Raw genomic sequence first — 16,012 nt, forward strand, 5'->3', positions numbered from 1 at the left:
GCATGGCCCCCGAGTTCACGTTAGGACTTGGTAAGGTTGCAAACCATTTCGCGAGGTTGACGGCAGAGGCCTGCCCGGTCCACCCTCTCCGCCTCCACGACCGTCAGGACTTTTCCCATGTATCAGCTGCTCGATCCCAGCCGCTTCGTCGTCTTCATTACCGGCGCCACCTCGGGCTTCGGCGCCGCCGCTGCGCGCCGCTACGTCGCCGCTGGCGGCAAGGTGATCGCGACCGGGCGCCGCAAGGAGCGGCTGGAGGAATTGCAGGCCGAGCTGGGCGCTGAAAACTGCCACATCATCGAACTCGACGTCCGCGACCGCCATGCCATCGATGCTGCCATTGCCGCCCTGCCCGCGCCGTTTGCCGGCATCAATATCGTGCTGGCCAACGCCGGCCTGGCTCTGGGCCTGCAGCCTGCCGCCGAGACCGACATCACGGACTGGGAGACCATGATCGCCACCAATATCACCGGGCTCGCCTATACCGTGCGCGCGCTGCTGCCGGGCCTGATCGCGCGTGGCGGCGGCCATGTGGTGACGCTTGGGTCGGTAGCTGGCGATTATCCCTATCCGGGCGGCTCGGTCTATGGCGCCACGAAGGCCTTCGTGAAGCAACTGGCGCTCAACCTGCGCGCGGACGTGCAGGGCAAGAATATCCGCGTCACCAATATCGAGCCTGGCCTGACCGAGACCGAGTTTTCGCTGGTCCGCTTCAAGGGCGACGAGGGCAAGGCATCCAAGCCCTATGAGGGCACCAAGGCGATGAACGCCGAAGATATTGCCGAGACCATCTTCTGGAGCACGACGTTGCCCGCCCATGTCAACGTCAACCGGCTGCAGGTGATGGCGACAACGCAGGCGTTCGGTCCGTTCGATATCTATCGCGGCTGAATCCCATGCCCGAGGCGCATGGCCCGTGTCAGCAAGTTTGGGCTGACACTGATCTGCCATGCGCCTATGCTCCAATAAATGTTGAGATCATCCATGTCGTCCATCGATCCCGTCACCCGCGACCTCTGGCAGGTCATCGCCGCCACCGATGAAATTACCGTCGGCGTGGTGGAGGCCACCCTGCTGCTCGATACGCGTATCGCGCTGACCCGCGACAGCGACGGCAGCCCCGTCGTCTGGCTACGCCGCGATGAGGAACAGGGCGACGAGATCGACCCCGCGAGCGTGCTCGACCGCCTGCCGGCCATTACTGGCTACGGCTATATCTGGACCAGCCTGGGCAATCCCCCCAAGGAGCTGTTTCCGATCCCAGAGTATGCCGAAAGCGACCGAGTCAATATGAGCTGCGGCTCGATCGGCATCCATGTTTCTGCACCTAGAGCAGTCGAGAACTTCCTCGACATGGGCCACTTCCCCTACGTCCACACCGACATTCTCGGCGCCGAGCCGCATACCGAGGTCAAGGAATATGACGTCGAGGTTTCCGAGGAACGCGACGAAGTGCTGGCCACCAAATGCAAGTTCTTCCAGCCCCGCGCCGCGCTATCGGCTATCGATGGGATGGAAGTCGAATATGTCTATCGCGTGCCGCACCCGTTCTGCGCGGTGCTCTACAAATCCTCGCCCGAGGCACCCGAACGCCGCGACGTCATCGCGATTTTTCTGCAGCCGATGACCGAAGAACGCTGCCGCGCCCACCTGCTCCAGTCGATGATCGACAGCACCTCGACCATCACCGACCTGCGCCGCTTCCAGCAGACCATTTTCGGCCAGGACAAGCCGATCCTCGAAAACCAGTTCCCCAAGCGCCTGCCACTCGACCCGCGCTCGGAAACCCCGATCCGCGCCGATAAAAGCGCCATTGCCTACCGCCGCTGGCTCAGCCAGAAGGGCATAACCTACGGCGTCATCCCGGTGGCGAGCTAGGATTGCAGCGAACCTCGTACGCCAAGGTTCGCCGAAGACGACCTCATCCGATCGTGGCGCGATCCAATGCTTTTCGGATGATCCCATGACGCTCAGCCTAACCGACCCGACCTGGTACCCGATCGCCTCCAGCGATGACCTGCCGTTTCGCCATGTCTATCAGGGCCAGCTTCTCGGCCGCGAACTCGCCGTGTGGCGGGCCGATGATGGCAACGTCAACGTCTGGGAAAACCGCTGCCTGCATCGCGGCGTGAGGCTGTCCATTGGCGTCAATGAGGGCGGTGAGCTCAAGTGCCAGTACCACGGCTGGCGCTATGCCAACCGCTCAGCCGGCTGCACTTACATCCCGGCCCACCCTGCCGACGCTCCGGCACGCCGCATCCAGAACCGCACCTATCCGGTGCGCGAGGCCTATGGCCTGATCTGGTCCGCCGCCAATGATGACCAGGTTTTCCAGCCCTTCCCCGGCGCGGAAGGCAACGACTGGTTCCCGTTGCGCCCAATGCCGGTCAATGCCGCGCCCGAGGATGTGCTGGCGGCACTGGCCAGCCTGGCGCCCGATGACCAGCCCGCAGATCTGCTGCCCGGTCTGACTCTTCACTTCGGCGACACATATTACTTCGTCCAGCCCGTCGATGCTGGCCGGTCGGTGATCCGCGGCCTGCTGTCGGCACAGCCAGACAGTGCCACGCTGCGCCATTGCAACGAAACGCTGAGCAAGCTGCGGGATCGCGTGGAGCGCGCCGCAGCGAAAAAGCCGGCGCCGGAGCCGCTCAATCCAGCCTTCGAAAAAGTCTCGGCTGAGCTCTCGACCATGCCCGAGATCGCCGTGCCGCGCGGCAATACCTTGACCGTCGTGGTCAAGCGCAAATGGACCAGCGCCGATGGCGTCATTGGCTTCGAGTTGGCGCCGCGCGATGGTCACCTGCCGACCTTCCAGCCCGGCGCCCATATCGACTTGCACCTTCCCAATGGCCTGATCCGGCAATATTCCATCACCAACGGCCCGGGCGATTTGATGAGCTACATCATCGGCGTCAAGCAGGAGAGCGCCTCCAAGGGTGGCTCGAAGGTGCTGGTCGAGAGTGTGCGCGAAGGCGACCTGCTATCGATTTCCGAGCCGCGCAACAACTTCCCGCTGCGCCGCGACGCCACCCGCACGGTGCTCATAGCCGGCGGCATCGGCATCACGCCACTGCTGTCGATGGCGCGCTTCCTCGACAAATCCAGCCTCAACTACGAGCTGCATTATTTCACCCGCGCCGGTGACGTGGCGTTCCGCTCAGAGCTCGAAGCGCTGAACGGCAAGGTGATCTTTCACACCGGCCTGCCGCGCGAGCAGATCGGCAGCACCATTGCCTCGGCGCTCGGTGAGTGGTCACTTGCCCAACACGTCTATGTATGTGGCCCCTCCGCCATGCTGGAAACCGTCCGCGCCACCGCGGCGTCACAAGGCTGGCCAGAAGCCTCGATCCACTTCGAATATTTTAAGAACGACAAGGTCATCGACAACTCTTCGGCCTTCGAGGTGGAACTGGCTCGCTCGGCCATGACGCTACAAATTCCGTCCGGCAAGACCATCCTCGAAGTGATGCGCGACAATGGCCTGACCGTGCCCAGCTCCTGCGAACAGGGCGCCTGCGGCACCTGCCTGACTACGGTCATGGAAGGAGAAGTCGACCATCAGGACGTTTATCTCAACGACAGCGAAAAACGCTCCAACACCTGCATGATGACCTGCGTGTCGCGAGCAAAAAGCGCACGATTGGTTCTGGATATCTGACCCATGGCCATCACCCTCTACGACTTCGAACTGTCCGGTAATTGCTACAAGCTGCGGCTGCTGATGAGCGCACTGAAGCTGCGCTATGATATCGTGCCGGTGGATTTTTATCCCGGCCGCCAGCACAAGGCCGACTGGTTCCTGCGCATGAACCCGTTCGGGCAGTTGCCGGTGCTCAAGGACGACGACTTGATCCTGTCGGATTCGGGCGCCATCCTTGCCTACCTGGCGCGGAAATATGACGAGGCCAGCCTGTGGTTTCCCGATGATCCGGCTGTGACAGCCGAGATCCTGCGCTGGCATTCGGTGGCCGACGACATCACCGCGACATCATCGGCCGCCCGGCTGGCGCTGGGTTATGGATATGATTTCGACATAGCGAAAACCCAGAAGGGCGCCCACCGTATCTTCCGCTTGATGGACGAGCATCTGTGGTTTGGCGAACGCGAGGGGCGCGACTGGCTGTGCTCGCCGGCGCATCCCACCACGGCCGATATCGCCTGCTTCCCCTATGTCATGCTGAGCGAGGAAGGCGGCGTGGGCCGCGAGGATTACCCGGCGCTCCGCCGCTGGACCGATCGGGTGCGGCGGATACCGGGTTTTGTTGTCATGTCCGGCATTTTCCCTGCCGGACGGGCATTGTAGCTAGTCTAAGAATTGGGCGGATAGGCGTGCTCGGTGCCCTGCCAATCGCGTATGGTAAAACAGCCGTCGCCGCCCGAGATGACGCTGGCGCCGATCTCGGCCTTGCCATGGCCGCCCGGGATATCGAGAATATAGGTCGGCTGTGCGAGGCCCGAAATCCTCCCGCGCAGTGCCGTCACCAGCGCCTGCCCCGCCTCGATGCTGACGCGGAAGTGGCTGGTTCCGGGCGCCAGGTCGGGATGATGCAAATAATAGGGCTTCACCCGGTTCTCGACGAAACCCATCATCAGCGCCGCTAGCGTTTCCACATCGTCGTTGACGCCAGCCAGCAGTACCGACTGGCTGACCAGCACGACGCCACCATCGGCCAGCCGCCCCATCGCCGCTCGGGCTTCGGCGGTGAATTCGCGCGGATGATTGGCGTGTACCGCGAGATAGGTGGTCTTTCCGCTAGATTTGAGCGCCGCGACCATCTCGGCATCGACCCGCTCAGGCTCCACCACCGGCACGCGGGTATGAAAGCGGACAATCTTGACGTGATCGATGCCCGCCAGCCGCGCCATGATCTCGCGCAGCCGACGCGGCGACAGCACCAGCGGATCGCCGCCGGTGAGGATGACCTCCCAGATCTCCTCGTGCGCCGCGATATAGCCGATTGCAGCATCGAGCTCGGGCCCGGTTAGCGTGCCGAGCCCCTGCGGCCCCACCATTTCGCGGCGGAAACAGAAGCGGCAATACACCGGGCAGACATGCACCGCCTTGAGAAGTACCCGATCGGGATAACGATGCACGATGCCTTCGACCGGCGAATGCGTCAGGTCGCCGATCGGGTCAGCGCGTTCGTCTGGGGTGGTCACCAGCTCCGCCAGCGTCGGCAGGAACTGTCGTGCGATTGGGTCATTTGGGTCGTTAGGGTCGATTAGCGCTGCGATCGCCGGCGTTATGCCGATGGCATAGCGGGCTGCGACGTCTTCGAGGCCAGCCGCATTTTCCACCAGACCGGATGCCACGAGTTCACCAACGCTCTTGATCGACCGGTGCGCGGTCATTCCGCCACCGGCGCCCATAGCACTGCCTCGATGCGTGGTGCCGCCGTCGCCAGCATGACCAGCCGGTCGAAACCCATGGCAACGCCGCTGGCTTCCGGCATCAGCGCCAAGGCGGCGAGGAAATCTTCGTCCAGCGGATAGCGCTCGTTGTAGATCCGTTGTTTTTCGTTCATCTCGGCAGTGAAACGGCGACGTTGCTCGTCGGCATCGGTCAGTTCGCCGAAGCCGTTAGCCAGTTCGACGCCGCAGGCATATAGCTCGAACCGCTCTGCCACGCGACGGTCATCACCCGTCCGTCGTGCCAGGGCAGCCTCTGCCGCGGGATAGCGATCCAGCACGGTGATGCGGCCGATGCCCAGGTGCGGCTCGACTTTTTCATTGAGCACGCGGCTGAACAGGTAGCTCCAACTGCGGTCGTCGGGCACATCCATCCCGAGTGCCAGCATCTGCGCCGCCAGCTTTTCGCCATCTGTGGTACCGTCATCATCCATCGTTGCTAGCAGATCGATCCCGGCATAGCGCGCGAACGCGTCCACCACGTTCAATCGTTCCGGCTCTGCAAAGGGATCGCATTCCCGATCCTTAAACCGCAATACGCTGACCCGCGTCGCCTTGGCCGCCAGCGCCAGCAACGCCACGCAGTCGCGGATCACGGCCTCATAGGGCTCGCCGGCGCGATACCATTCCAGCATGGTGAACTCGGGATGATGCAGCGCGCTGCGCTCGCGATTGCGCCAGACATGCTGCAGGCTGGCAATGCGCCGCTCGCCCGCCGCCAGCAGCTTTTTCAGGGTGAACTCGGGCGAGGTGTGCAGATACATCTGCGTACCCAGCCCGTCATTGCCGATCATCGTTGCGCCAAAAGCATGTAGATGCGTCTCGTTGCCCGGTGACCGCTGCAGCGCCGGTGGATCGACGATAAGGAAGTCGCGATCAGTCAGATAGCCGCGAATTGCCGCCTCAATGCGATTGCGCGCCAAGAGAATCGGCCGCCGGTCGGCATGGACCTGAGGCGTCCACCACGGCGATGACTGGTTATCGTGCGTGCTCATCTGACCTTTATCGCGGTCGGGCTGGCGAATTTCGCCGAGATAGGATAGTTGGCGCACGAAAGTCTATTCCGCCGCCGTAGATGGCTCTGCCTCTACGACGCGACTACGATATGAACAAGGAAGAATAATGGTCAAGGTCATCGCCTCTTCGCTGCGCAAGGGCAACGTCGTCGAACAGGATGGCGCTCTGCACGTCGTCCTCACCGCCGAAAACGTCCATCCCGGCAAGGGCAATTCCATCACCAACGTCAACATGCGACGCATTTCGGATGGCGTGAAGGTGGTTGGCCGCTGGCGCACCGTCGAAATGGTCGAGAAGGCCGATGTCGACGATCGCGAATATGACTATCTTTATTCCGATGGCGAAGGGCACCATTTCATGGAGCCTGCCACCTATGAGCAGATCACCGTGTCCGAAGACGTCATCGGCGACCAGAAAGCCTATCTCGTCGATGGCATGAAGGTGCATCTCAAGACCTTCGAGGGCACGGCGCTTTCGATGGAATTGCCTCAGCGCCTGTCGTTCGAGATCGTCGAGACCGAACCTGTAGTGAAGGGCCAGACGGCGTCATCGTCCTACAAGCCCGCTATCTTGAACAACGGCCTGCGTGTCATGGTCCCGCCGCATATCGGCACCGGCACCCGCATCGTGATTTTGACTGAAGACAATTCATACGTAGAGCGCGCCAAGGACTGAAGGGTAGAATGCCCCTTGCACAACAAAACGGGCCCTTTCGGGCCCGTTGCTATTTGTCCCCGATCTCTCCGGTCGCTTCACGCCAGTTTTCGTCGGCGCGATCGACAGGCGTGCCTTCAGCCAGCCATTTGTCATAGGCGATCTGCCGCAGCAGCTTGTCTTTTGCTCTGAGCCAATAATCGAAAGCGCGACCTTCCGGCCGCCCGTCATGTTCCCAGAGAAAATATGCCGTTTGCCGCAGACGTTCGGCGACCTCGGAATTCTTGATCATTATGCTACCACAAGAAATTGGCGCGGGAGTTACCCCGCGCCCGGCGCTTACGCAGCCTTCTGGTTCACGTTGCTGGTGGCGACCTGGCTCAGCTTCTTGTCGGTCGCAATTTCTTCCTTCAGAGTTGCGTCGAGCAGCGCCACTGCGTCCGTCATGCCGAGCTGGGTAGCCCAGGTCTTGAGCGTGCCGTAGCGGGCCATTTCATAGTGTTCGACAGCTTGAGCCGACGATACCAGGCCGGCGTCGAGCGCCACGGTGCCCTTGTACTCGTCCATGATCGACTTGCCTTCTTCGATGATCCCGAGGATGGCATCGCAGGTCTTGGCTCGGGCCGGCTTGCCGAGCAGCTCGAAAATCTGTTCCAGGCGTTCGATGTGACCTTCGGTTTCTTCGGCATGCTGTTCAAAGCCGGCCTTGAGTTCCGGCGAGGTCGCAGCCTTGGCCATCTTGGGAAGGGTCTTCACGATCTGCTTTTCGGCGTAATAGATATCTTTGAGCGTATCGAGAAACAGATCGTCCAAAGTTTTTTCGGCAGCCATCTTGATATCTCCAGTGAATGGGTAAGACGCTGGCCGGAGAACGGCTTTCTTTCACCAAGGTTCCGCGCTTTTTGAGGACGCCTGGCACTGGGTGACTTTGGCTTAACCTAGGTGAATCTCTTGCCGAGCCACACCATCTGCGCCCGGTCCTGAAAGGCTTGGCCACCCTCGTGATTATTGTACTCGTATTCTTCCATCGTCTTGTCCGTCCCGGCATAGGCGTTATAGGCGCCATAGACGGTCGATGGCGGGCAGACCTCATCCATGACGGCCACTGAAAACAGGGCCGCTGCTTTTGACTGGCGCGCAAAATTGACGCCGTCGAAATAGTTCAGCGTCTCAAACACCTGAGCTTTCTTGTCGCGATGCTGCGCCAGAAAACGCACGATCTCGCCATAGGGATCGCGGCTGGCCTTTGCCATGGCCCGGCGATAATCGCAAAGAAATGGCACATCGGGCATCACCGCCTTGACGCGCGGATCGATGCCCGCCACGGCCAGCGAAATGCCGCCGCCCTGGCTGCCACCGCAGACGGCGATGCGGGCGGCATCAACGAAATCCTGCGCCACCATGGCATCAATTGCCCGCACCGCATCGGTGAAGACGCGGCGATAGTAATAGTCGTTTTTGTCGAGGATGCCCTTGGTCATCATGCCCGGAATCGATGGCGTGGTGCCTACCGGGTCAGCCGTGCCGCCGGTCGACCAGCCACTGCCCTGCCCGCGCGTGTCCATGCGGAAATAGGCATAGCCCGACGCCGCCCAATGTAACTGCTCATGCGGAAAGCCGCGACCGCCGCCATAGCCCAGAAATTGCACCACCAGCGGCAGCTTGCCGGTCCGGTCAGCCGGCAGCACCAGCCAGCCCTTGATCGGATGCCCACCAAAACCCGGAAAGGTAACGTCGAATGCTTCGACGGCTTTCAGCGTCGTATCCGCAGGGATAAGGCTGACCGCCCCACCGATGGCGCGCGCCTCGGCAATGGTGGCCTCCCAGAATGCCGCAAAATCGGCAGGCCTCGTCACATCACTTTGGTAAGCACCCAGCTCAGGCTGCGTCAGATCGGGAAACGGCACGGCAAATCTCCTCGCGTTGCGAGCGAGAATGCACCGGCCGTGACGGCCATACTAGGTGGCTGCATTATCTTGCGCAAAAAAAAGCCCCGCTCGATGGCGGGGCTTTTGCAGATCAGGGCGCCAGGCCCGCGGGCACCGGCGGCGTTTCATAAAGCAGCGTGATTTCGATCCGCTCGTTGGCAGCCATATAAGGGTCGTTGGGGAAGAACGGTTGCGCAGTGGAGCGACCCACCACAGAGTCGATCTTGTCGTCCTTGAGGCCGAATTCACCCATGATCTGGCGCACGGTATTGGCACGATCGGCCGACAGTTCCCACGAGCCGTAGCGCGGATTGGCATAGACGCCGCCGGCCGCCGTGTGGCCTTCGATGCGGACGGGATTGGACAGTTTCTGCAGGATCGGCGCGATGGCCGCGATGGCCTGGCGCGTCGACTCATTGGGGTATTTCGACCCCTCCGGGAACATCGGGCTGCCTTCCTGATCGATGATCCGGATATTCAGCCCTTCCTCGGTCTCTTCGACCAGCAAGTTGTCAGCAATCTCGGTGATATCAGGCAGCGCTTGCCAAGCCTGCTTGATGCTGGCTGCCGCGCTGTGAAAGCCTTGGTCGTCCTTGGCCTTGAGGTCATATGACGAGGCCTTGGCGGCATCGAACTGGTTGCCGCTCTTCTGCTCGCTGCCGGTCATGGCGCCAGACATGGTGCCGAATTCGGTGCCCTTGGGCGTGACCGACGCGTCAGGTCGCTCCTTCGGCGTCGCGCCGGCCATCAGCGAACCATCTGAGTTATCCAGCGCCGTACCGCCCATCAAGCCGCCCGAACCACTGGTGGTGGGCGCGATATTGGGGGGCGCGAAATAGGTGGCGAGGCCTTCCTTTTGCTCGGGCGTGGTCATGCTGATCAGCCAGAGCAGCAGGAAGAAGGCCATCATGGCGGTCACGAAGTCGGCGTACGCGATCTTCCAGGCGCCGCCGTGGTGGGCGTGCTTGTTCTTCTTGACCTTCTTGATGATGATCGGCTGGTCGTAATTGGCCATTCTGGCTTCCTAATCGGCGCCCCGGAGTGTTTTCCAGGAAGGGTGACTGGCGATTTCCTCGTAGAAACCAGAACTTAGGTCGCAGCAGTCAGATTAGCCGTTGCCTCATCGACTTCGGCAAAGGTTGGACGGTCTTCCGACAGCAAAGCCTTGCGGGCGAATTCGATGGCCATCACCGGCACTTGGCCGGAAATGTGCGCCAGCAGCCCCACCTTTAGCGACAGGAAATACTTGGACTCGGCCTCGTAGATATTCTTCAGCGACTGCGCGAAGGGTGCAAAGAAGCCGTAAGCCACGAACACGCCGAAGAAGGTACCCACCAGAGCGCCACCGATCATGTGACCCAGCACTTCGGGCGGCTCGCTGATGGCGCCCATGGTGTGAATAACGCCAAGCACGGCGGCCACAATGCCCAGCGCCGGCGTGCCGTCGGCCAGTGCCTGCATGGCGCTAACGATCCGCTCCTGCTCCTGATGGTGCGTCTCAAGCTCTTCATCCATCAACGCTTCCATTTCATGGACGTTGTTGGAGCCCAGCGTCACCATGCGCAGGTAATCGCAGACGAATTCCACCGCGTGGTGATTGGCGGCAAACTTGGGGAAGCGGTTGAACAGCGCCGAGTCGTGCGGGTTTTCGATATGCTGTTCGAGCGCTAGGATGCCCTTGGCCTGCACCAGCTTGTACAGCGTGAACTGCATGCTCAGGAGCTCGACATAGGCGGCCTTGTTGTATTTCGGACCCTTGAACAGAGTCTTGAACGCCCCCAGCGTGCCCTTGATGATCGGGCCGGTATTGCCGATCAGGAAGGCACCGAGGGCAGCGCCCAGAATGATGATAAATTCGAAGGGCTGCCAGAGCACTGCCATATGGCCGCCCACACCCAGATACCCCCCGGCCACGCAACCGATAACAACGAGAATGCCAATAATAAGACGCATTAGACCTGACACTCACCTAGGGACAACATCGGCTGCAGGTCTGCATTATGGGTTGGTTTACCTTAACAGCCGGTTATCCACGGTGCGTCACCGCTGGCACCATGGATCACAAGCTTGCGACCAATCCTAATGGCGGTTCAGGTAGTTAAATCAAATGCGACGCGCCCTCGCGCATTGACGCGTGAAAAGACCCGGCGCCTCACACTCCGGTGGGCACGATGCGGAAGTCATGGCCTTCAGGCAGCAACTGCCCGCCATCCACCACAATAGTCGTGCCGGTAATGTAGCTCGCTTCATCCGACGCCAAAAACAGGAATGCATTGGCGACGTCGCGCACGCTGCCTAGCCGTCCGAGCGGAATGGCAGCCACCATCGATGCAATATGAGCGTCGCCGCGCTGCTCCTGGATGCCCTCGGTCAGGATATTGCCCGGCTCGACGCCGTTGACGGTAATGCCATAGCCGGAAAACTCCAGCGCCGCCGATCGGATGAAGCCGTTGATGCCCGCCTTGGTCGCCGAATAGTGGCCATGGCCGGGGCTGGTCACATACGGCCCCGTAATCGACGAAGTGAACAGAATGCGGCCATAACCTTCCGCCCGCATCGGCGTCAGCGCCGCCTTGGCGGCGTGAAAACTACCGCGCAGGTTGACCGCCATTACCTTATCCCAGTCATCCGACGAGGTATCCTCGATCAACTGCCACGGATAAATCCCTGCATTCTGCACGATGATGTCCAGCCTGCCGAAACTTGACACGGCCAGTGCAACGGCTGCTTCGGCATCCTGATATCTCGAGATGTCAGCATGGATGAATTTTGCGCCCAATTCATCGGCGCTGGCCTGACCGGTGTCGGCGTCCCAGTCGGCCAGCACGACATTGGCGCCTTCCTCGATAAACCGCAGCGCCGTACCCTTGCCGATACCGCGCGAGGCGCCGATGACGAGTGCGGTCCTGCCTGCGAGACGGCCGGTCATGCCAGTTTCTTCCGAATGGTTTGTTTCAGCGTATCGAGCAGCACAGCCGCCAGCACCAATAGGCCGTGGATGACCTGGGTGTAGTGTGGCGGCAGGCCCATAAGGTTGATCGCCGTATTGATCGAGGACAGCAGCAAAACGCCGGCATAGACGCCGGGCAGCGCGCCGACCCCGCCCTTGAGGCTGACGCCACCGATCACCACCGCCGCAAAGGCATTGAACAACATGCCGGTGCCAAGGTTTGCCGTGGCGCCCGAGGTGCGGATCGCCAACAGCCAGCCCGCCAGCGCGGCGATGGTGCCCGACAGGATGAAGGCGATCATCAGCACCTTGTCGACCTTGATGCCGGCACGGAAAGCCGCGGCTTCGTTGCCGCCGATCATCAGCAGGTGGCGGCCAAAGCGCGTCTTGGCCATCATGAACGAGAAGCCGACAAAGCACAGGATGGCGATATAGGCGGTCAGCGGAATGCCGAGAAAGCGCTGGATCGCGAGGAAGCGCACTTCATCGGCAAGGTTCTGCGCCGAACGACCACCGGAGATGGCGACCACCAGACCACGCACCCAGATAAAGCTGGAGAGCGTCACGATGAAGGCGTTCATCTTGACCTTGATCACCAGGTAGCCGTTGAGCGCACCGATCACCGCGCCGACGGCCATGCCGGTCAGCAGCGAGGCCGGCACGACCAGCCAGCCTGGCGTGAAGGTGATGCCCATGCCGATGCCGGACGAGGCGAACAGGATGCCGGTGGCCATGGCGCTGAGCGCCGCCACCGATTCAACCGACAGGTCCATATGGCCGGCGATGATCACCAGCGCCAACCCGATCGACATCACACCAAGTACCGAGGACTGTTCGATGATATTGGCGAAGATGCCGGGCTGGAAATAGTTTGGAATGGTCGCCGAGAAAATGGCGAGCACGGCCAGCAGCATGAACCAGACCAGGTTATCGAGCACAAATTCAAGGCTGCGGCGTTGACGAGGCTGCATCGCGGTCTCTCGGGCTTGAGGGATTGGCAGCTCCCCCCGCCGCAGCGGGAGGACTGGTTTTGAGAGTCTATTCGACCGAGGTCACGGCTTCGGTCGGCGGCTTGAGATTGCCCCAGAAGGCTGCGTCATCGACATTCTCTGGCGTGATCGCAGCGCCCGGTATCTTGATGGTTGGACCCCATGCTTCCGTGGTCACGACCGATGGCAGGCCGAGCACGTCGTATTCGCCAGGTTTGATTTCTTCCTTGGCGACAATTTTGTCCATGAACATGGCGACTGCTGCCGCCTGCGCATACAGCGGCTGCTCCACCTCGACCTGCATCCAGCCATCACGGATCAATTGCAGCGCCACCGGCGCTCCGTTCGAGCTCATCACATAGACTTCGCCCGGCTGCTTGCCGGCCGATTCCAGCGATGCGACTGCGGCCACCGACAGATGTGCCGCGTGGCTGAAGATGATGTCGATATCGGGATTGGCCAGCAACTGGTCGGACACAATGGTGCCGGCGTTACTGGCTTCCCACATCATCGCAGGCTGGCTGATGATGGTGACCTCGGAAAAGGCCGCCATCTTTTCCTCGAAGCCCTTCTGGATATCGAGCGTGTAGGGGTCGCCGGGGTCGCCCAGCACCTGCAGGATCTTGCCCTTCACCGAACCGTTCTTTTCAGTCAACAGTTTCTGCACTTGTTCGGCGGCGACATAGCCGATCTCGACCGTACCGGCGACCGAGGTGAAGTCCGACACGGTGGAGGAAATCTGGCGATCGAATTCGATCACCGGGATGCCCGCAGCGCGCGCCGCATCGACCGATGGCGCCAAGGCGTTGAAGTCGACCGCAGCAAGAATGATCGCCTTGGGCGCCAGCGCGATGACGTCGTTCATCTGGCTCTGCTGCAGGTCGGTCTTGTTGTCGGCATTGAGCGTCGTCATCTCGTAGCCGACCTGCTCGAGGAACATTTCCAGCGCACTGACCGAGCCGGTCTGGAACTCGTCGAGCAGGGTGGGAACCATATAATAGACGGTCCCCTTCTCCTGGGCGTAGGCGGGGTGCAGCATGGCGGTCGAACCGGCCAGCAGGACCACGCTGTATTTCAACAACTGCCTCATATCTCGCTCCTTTCGCCGGATCGCTATTCCCCCACGCCCGCAACCGGTCCGGCGCCGGTCAGGGTTTCGCCAGTGATCATGCCGATCACTGCGTCCGCGTTTGTCTGTTTCGTCGGCACATCTCCTGCGACCACGCCCTGACGGATGACGACCATTCGGTCGGCCACCTGGAAGGCCTGCTGCATGATGTGGGTGATGATGACCACGCCGATGCCCTGTGCTGCGACTTGGCGGATCATCTGCAGGCCGCGCTTAGTCTGCTCGACCCCGAGCGCCGCAAACGGCTCGTCGAGCAGCACCAGCTTGCCGCCCCAATGCACGAAGCGGTTGAGCTCGATCGCTTGGCGCTGTCCGCCGGAGAGATGCTCGACCTTGGTGCGGAGCGAGGGTATGCGCGTACCGGCGCTGGCCATGGCCTTGGCGACATGGGCCTCCATCGTCGCCTCGTCGAGCACATTGATGCCCATGACCTTCCTGGTCAACTCGCGCCCCATGAAGAAATTTGCCACCACATCGACATTGGTGCACAGCGAAAGGTCTTGGTAGACGGTCTCGATCCCGGCAGCCTTGGCTTCGGATGGCGATTTCGGGCGGAAGTCGCGGCCCTCAAAACTCATAGTGCCAGAGCTGGCGTCGAGCCCGCCCGAGATGATTTTGACCAGGGTCGATTTGCCCGCGCCATTGTCGCCGAGCAGTGCGATCACCTCGCCCTTGGCGATGGAGAAGGACACGCCCCGCAGGGCTTCCACGGCGCCATAATTCTTGGTGATATTGTCGAGAACGAGCAGGGGTTCACTCATGCGGCCATTCCATTCGAGAACGGATCGCGCTGGCGCGGACGATCGGGGGTGAGAGCGGGTTCCTGTCGCGGCGACAGCACGCCGGACACGGCCATCGCGGCAGCGCCGCGCAGCAGCGACTGGTGCCCGACCGAGGCGGTGACGCGCGGCGTCGTGCGGTCGTAGCGGCTGGAAATCGAGGTTGGCAACGTACTGGTGGTGGCCACCAGCGCGGTAATCAGCTCATCGGGCGCCAAGCCGCCCAGCACGATGGTCTGTGGGTCGAACAGGTTTTCGATGGTGCAGATGGCGCTGTGAAAAATCGGCGCGACCTCCGCCACCCACTCTCCCTGGCTCTGGCCCGCCGGCCGGTTGCTGAAGCTGTCGAGCGACAGGTAACGTTCGAGGCAGCCTCGATTTCCGCAGGGGCACGGCAGCCCACCGGGCACGATGGGAATGTGGCCAATTTCGCCGGCATTGCCCCAGGCGCCGCGCACCGGTGCGCCATCCTGCATCATCGTACCGCCGAGACCGACACCGAAATACAGATAGTAAAACTGCGGCATCGCAGCGCCTTCGCCATAGAGCCGCACGCCTATCGCTGCAGCTACCGTATCCGCCGCGATAAAGGCCGGCAGCTTGGTAACCTCTTCGAGGCGCGCCCGCACCGGCACGCCCGACCAGCCATCCAGCGTCGTCGGCCCGACAAAGCTTATCGCCTGCACGTCAAACGGACCCGGCATGGCAAAGCCGACGCCCAGGATGCGCCCGTCGGGCCGCAGCGCCCGCATCTCGGCACAAAGTTCCTCGATCAGCGCAAAGGCCTGACTGGGGCTGGGGCGCACGCATGCTCGCGCCGCGCTGCCCAGCATGTCGCCGGCAAGATTCATCAGGGCGGCATCGACGCCGAGCGGCGTCACGGAAATGCCAATGGCATAGCCGCCGTCCGGATTAAGGTGCAGCATGGTCGGTGGTAGGCCGCGACCCTTGGGCGCTTCCTTGCTCGACAGCAGGTAACCCTGCTCTTCCAGTTCGCGCACGATGGTTGAAACGGTCTGCACCGTCAGGCCGACCCGCTTGGCAATATCACCACGGGTGGCGGGGCCATGGTTGCGGACGTATTCGAGGACGATGCGCCGGTTATACGGTCGCGCCTTCTCCTGATTTGTCCCACGCAAAGCCATCGTTCAGCC

Annotated in this window: 17 protein-coding genes; 5 read left to right on the forward strand and 12 right to left on the reverse strand. The window is 61.6% G+C overall.

The window, feature by feature from the left end:
• The first annotated feature begins 117 nt into the window (after nt 1-117).
• The 4 genes from WH91_RS11730 (at nt 118) to WH91_RS11745 (ending at nt 4,306) form a co-directional block, all read left to right on the forward strand.
• The gene (locus WH91_RS11730; RefSeq protein WP_046171200.1) at nt 118-891 is read left to right on the forward strand and encodes an SDR family NAD(P)-dependent oxidoreductase; all 774 of its coding nucleotides are present in this window, start codon (nt 118-120) and stop codon (nt 889-891) included.
• Nucleotides 892-984: 93 nt separating this feature from the next.
• Nucleotides 985-1,878, forward strand: a complete 894-nt coding sequence (locus WH91_RS11735; protein ID WP_046171201.1) for an aromatic ring-hydroxylating oxygenase subunit alpha — start codon at nt 985-987, stop codon at nt 1,876-1,878.
• Nucleotides 1,879-1,963: 85 nt separating this feature from the next.
• Nucleotides 1,964-3,661: a Rieske 2Fe-2S domain-containing protein gene (locus WH91_RS11740; RefSeq protein ID WP_046171202.1), complete on the forward strand. Its 1,698-nt coding sequence runs from the start codon at nt 1,964-1,966 to the stop codon at nt 3,659-3,661.
• Between the two features lie 3 nt (nt 3,662-3,664).
• On the forward strand, nt 3,665-4,306 hold the full coding sequence (locus WH91_RS11745; RefSeq protein ID WP_046171203.1) for a glutathione S-transferase family protein: 642 nt from the start codon (nt 3,665-3,667) through the stop codon (nt 4,304-4,306).
• Nucleotides 4,307-4,311: 5 nt separating this feature from the next.
• Here WH91_RS11745 and WH91_RS11750 read toward each other — a convergent pair whose 3' ends face one another.
• Together WH91_RS11750 and epmA are read right to left on the reverse strand one after the other, a co-directional pair.
• Nucleotides 4,312-5,355 (reverse strand): lysine-2,3-aminomutase-like protein, encoded by a 1,044-nt coding sequence (locus WH91_RS11750; protein WP_046171227.1) that lies wholly within the window; start codon nt 5,353-5,355, stop codon nt 4,312-4,314.
• Nucleotides 5,352-6,407 (reverse strand): EF-P lysine aminoacylase EpmA, encoded by a 1,056-nt coding sequence (gene epmA / locus WH91_RS11755; protein WP_046171228.1) that lies wholly within the window; start codon nt 6,405-6,407, stop codon nt 5,352-5,354. Before epmA ends, WH91_RS11750 begins: the two co-directional genes overlap by 4 nt.
• 127 nt (nt 6,408-6,534) lie before the next feature.
• On the opposite strand from epmA, the gene efp reads away from it, so the two are divergent.
• Nucleotides 6,535-7,104 carry an elongation factor P gene (gene efp, locus WH91_RS11760; RefSeq protein ID WP_046171204.1) on the forward strand — a complete coding sequence of 190 codons (570 nt, stop codon included), beginning with the start codon at nt 6,535-6,537 and terminating at the stop codon, nt 7,102-7,104.
• Nucleotides 7,105-7,153: 49 nt separating this feature from the next.
• Here efp and WH91_RS11765 read toward each other — a convergent pair whose 3' ends face one another.
• From WH91_RS11765 to WH91_RS11810, 10 genes are all read right to left on the reverse strand, one after another.
• The gene (locus tag WH91_RS11765) at nt 7,154-7,375 is read right to left on the reverse strand and encodes a DUF2934 domain-containing protein (RefSeq protein WP_046171205.1); all 222 of its coding nucleotides are present in this window, start codon (nt 7,373-7,375) and stop codon (nt 7,154-7,156) included.
• 47 nt (nt 7,376-7,422) lie between these two features.
• On the reverse strand, nt 7,423-7,914 hold the full coding sequence (locus WH91_RS11770) for a YciE/YciF ferroxidase family protein (protein WP_046171206.1): 492 nt from the start codon (nt 7,912-7,914) through the stop codon (nt 7,423-7,425).
• Between the two features lie 107 nt (nt 7,915-8,021).
• A complete protein-coding gene (locus WH91_RS11775) occupies nt 8,022-8,990 on the reverse strand; it encodes an acetylxylan esterase (protein WP_046171207.1) in 969 nt (322 codons plus the stop codon).
• Between the two features lie 112 nt (nt 8,991-9,102).
• Complete coding sequence (locus WH91_RS11780) at nt 9,103-10,026, reverse strand: flagellar motor protein MotB (RefSeq protein ID WP_046171208.1); 924 nt, start codon at nt 10,024-10,026, stop codon at nt 9,103-9,105.
• Between the two features lie 74 nt (nt 10,027-10,100).
• Nucleotides 10,101-10,964 (reverse strand): flagellar motor stator protein MotA, encoded by an 864-nt coding sequence (gene motA, locus WH91_RS11785; protein ID WP_046171209.1) that lies wholly within the window; start codon nt 10,962-10,964, stop codon nt 10,101-10,103.
• 199 nt (nt 10,965-11,163) lie between these two features.
• Nucleotides 11,164-11,940, reverse strand: coding sequence for an SDR family NAD(P)-dependent oxidoreductase (locus WH91_RS11790; RefSeq protein WP_046171210.1), 777 nt, complete (start codon nt 11,938-11,940; stop codon nt 11,164-11,166).
• Nucleotides 11,937-12,932, reverse strand: a complete 996-nt coding sequence (locus WH91_RS11795; RefSeq protein WP_046171211.1) for an ABC transporter permease — start codon at nt 12,930-12,932, stop codon at nt 11,937-11,939. The genes WH91_RS11790 and WH91_RS11795 overlap by 4 nt, the downstream gene beginning before the upstream one ends.
• Nucleotides 12,933-12,999: 67 nt before the next feature.
• Complete coding sequence (locus WH91_RS11800; RefSeq protein WP_046171212.1) at nt 13,000-14,040, reverse strand: sugar ABC transporter substrate-binding protein; 1,041 nt, start codon at nt 14,038-14,040, stop codon at nt 13,000-13,002.
• Nucleotides 14,041-14,063: 23 nt separating this feature from the next.
• The gene (locus WH91_RS11805) at nt 14,064-14,840 is read right to left on the reverse strand and encodes an ATP-binding cassette domain-containing protein (protein WP_046171213.1); all 777 of its coding nucleotides are present in this window, start codon (nt 14,838-14,840) and stop codon (nt 14,064-14,066) included.
• Nucleotides 14,837-16,003, reverse strand: coding sequence for an ROK family transcriptional regulator (locus tag WH91_RS11810; protein WP_046171214.1), 1,167 nt, complete (start codon nt 16,001-16,003; stop codon nt 14,837-14,839). The genes WH91_RS11805 and WH91_RS11810 overlap by 4 nt, the downstream gene beginning before the upstream one ends.
• Nucleotides 16,004-16,012: the final 9 nt, after the last annotated feature.

The organism is Devosia psychrophila (genome assembly GCF_000971275.1).
Taxonomy (GTDB): domain Bacteria; phylum Pseudomonadota; class Alphaproteobacteria; order Rhizobiales; family Devosiaceae; genus Devosia; species Devosia psychrophila.

What these genes read in the sequence shown, in the direction of transcription:
- WH91_RS11800 (WP_046171212.1), bottom strand. Translation starts at nt 14,040, where the DNA reads ATGAGGCAGTTGTTGAAATACAGCGTGGTCCTGCTGGCCGGTTCGACC.
- WH91_RS11740 (WP_046171202.1), top strand. Translation starts at nt 1,964, where the DNA reads ATGACGCTCAGCCTAACCGACCCGACCTGGTACCCGATCGCCTCCAGC.
- WH91_RS11730 (WP_046171200.1), top strand. Translation starts at nt 118, where the DNA reads ATGTATCAGCTGCTCGATCCCAGCCGCTTCGTCGTCTTCATTACCGGC.
- WH91_RS11810 (WP_046171214.1), bottom strand. Translation starts at nt 16,003, where the DNA reads ATGGCTTTGCGTGGGACAAATCAGGAGAAGGCGCGACCGTATAACCGG.
- WH91_RS11805 (WP_046171213.1), bottom strand. Translation starts at nt 14,840, where the DNA reads ATGAGTGAACCCCTGCTCGTTCTCGACAATATCACCAAGAATTATGGC.
- WH91_RS11790 (WP_046171210.1), bottom strand. Translation starts at nt 11,940, where the DNA reads ATGACCGGCCGTCTCGCAGGCAGGACCGCACTCGTCATCGGCGCCTCG.
- WH91_RS11765 (WP_046171205.1), bottom strand. Translation starts at nt 7,375, where the DNA reads ATGATCAAGAATTCCGAGGTCGCCGAACGTCTGCGGCAAACGGCATAT.
- WH91_RS11745 (WP_046171203.1), top strand. Translation starts at nt 3,665, where the DNA reads ATGGCCATCACCCTCTACGACTTCGAACTGTCCGGTAATTGCTACAAG.
- WH91_RS11780 (WP_046171208.1), bottom strand. Translation starts at nt 10,026, where the DNA reads ATGGCCAATTACGACCAGCCGATCATCATCAAGAAGGTCAAGAAGAAC.
- WH91_RS11795 (WP_046171211.1), bottom strand. Translation starts at nt 12,932, where the DNA reads ATGCAGCCTCGTCAACGCCGCAGCCTTGAATTTGTGCTCGATAACCTG.
- WH91_RS11770 (WP_046171206.1), bottom strand. Translation starts at nt 7,914, where the DNA reads ATGGCTGCCGAAAAAACTTTGGACGATCTGTTTCTCGATACGCTCAAA.
- motA (WP_046171209.1), bottom strand. Translation starts at nt 10,964, where the DNA reads ATGCGTCTTATTATTGGCATTCTCGTTGTTATCGGTTGCGTGGCCGGG.
- epmA (WP_046171228.1), bottom strand. Translation starts at nt 6,407, where the DNA reads ATGAGCACGCACGATAACCAGTCATCGCCGTGGTGGACGCCTCAGGTC.
- WH91_RS11750 (WP_046171227.1), bottom strand. Translation starts at nt 5,355, where the DNA reads ATGACCGCGCACCGGTCGATCAAGAGCGTTGGTGAACTCGTGGCATCC.
- efp (WP_046171204.1), top strand. Translation starts at nt 6,535, where the DNA reads ATGGTCAAGGTCATCGCCTCTTCGCTGCGCAAGGGCAACGTCGTCGAA.
- WH91_RS11735 (WP_046171201.1), top strand. Translation starts at nt 985, where the DNA reads ATGTCGTCCATCGATCCCGTCACCCGCGACCTCTGGCAGGTCATCGCC.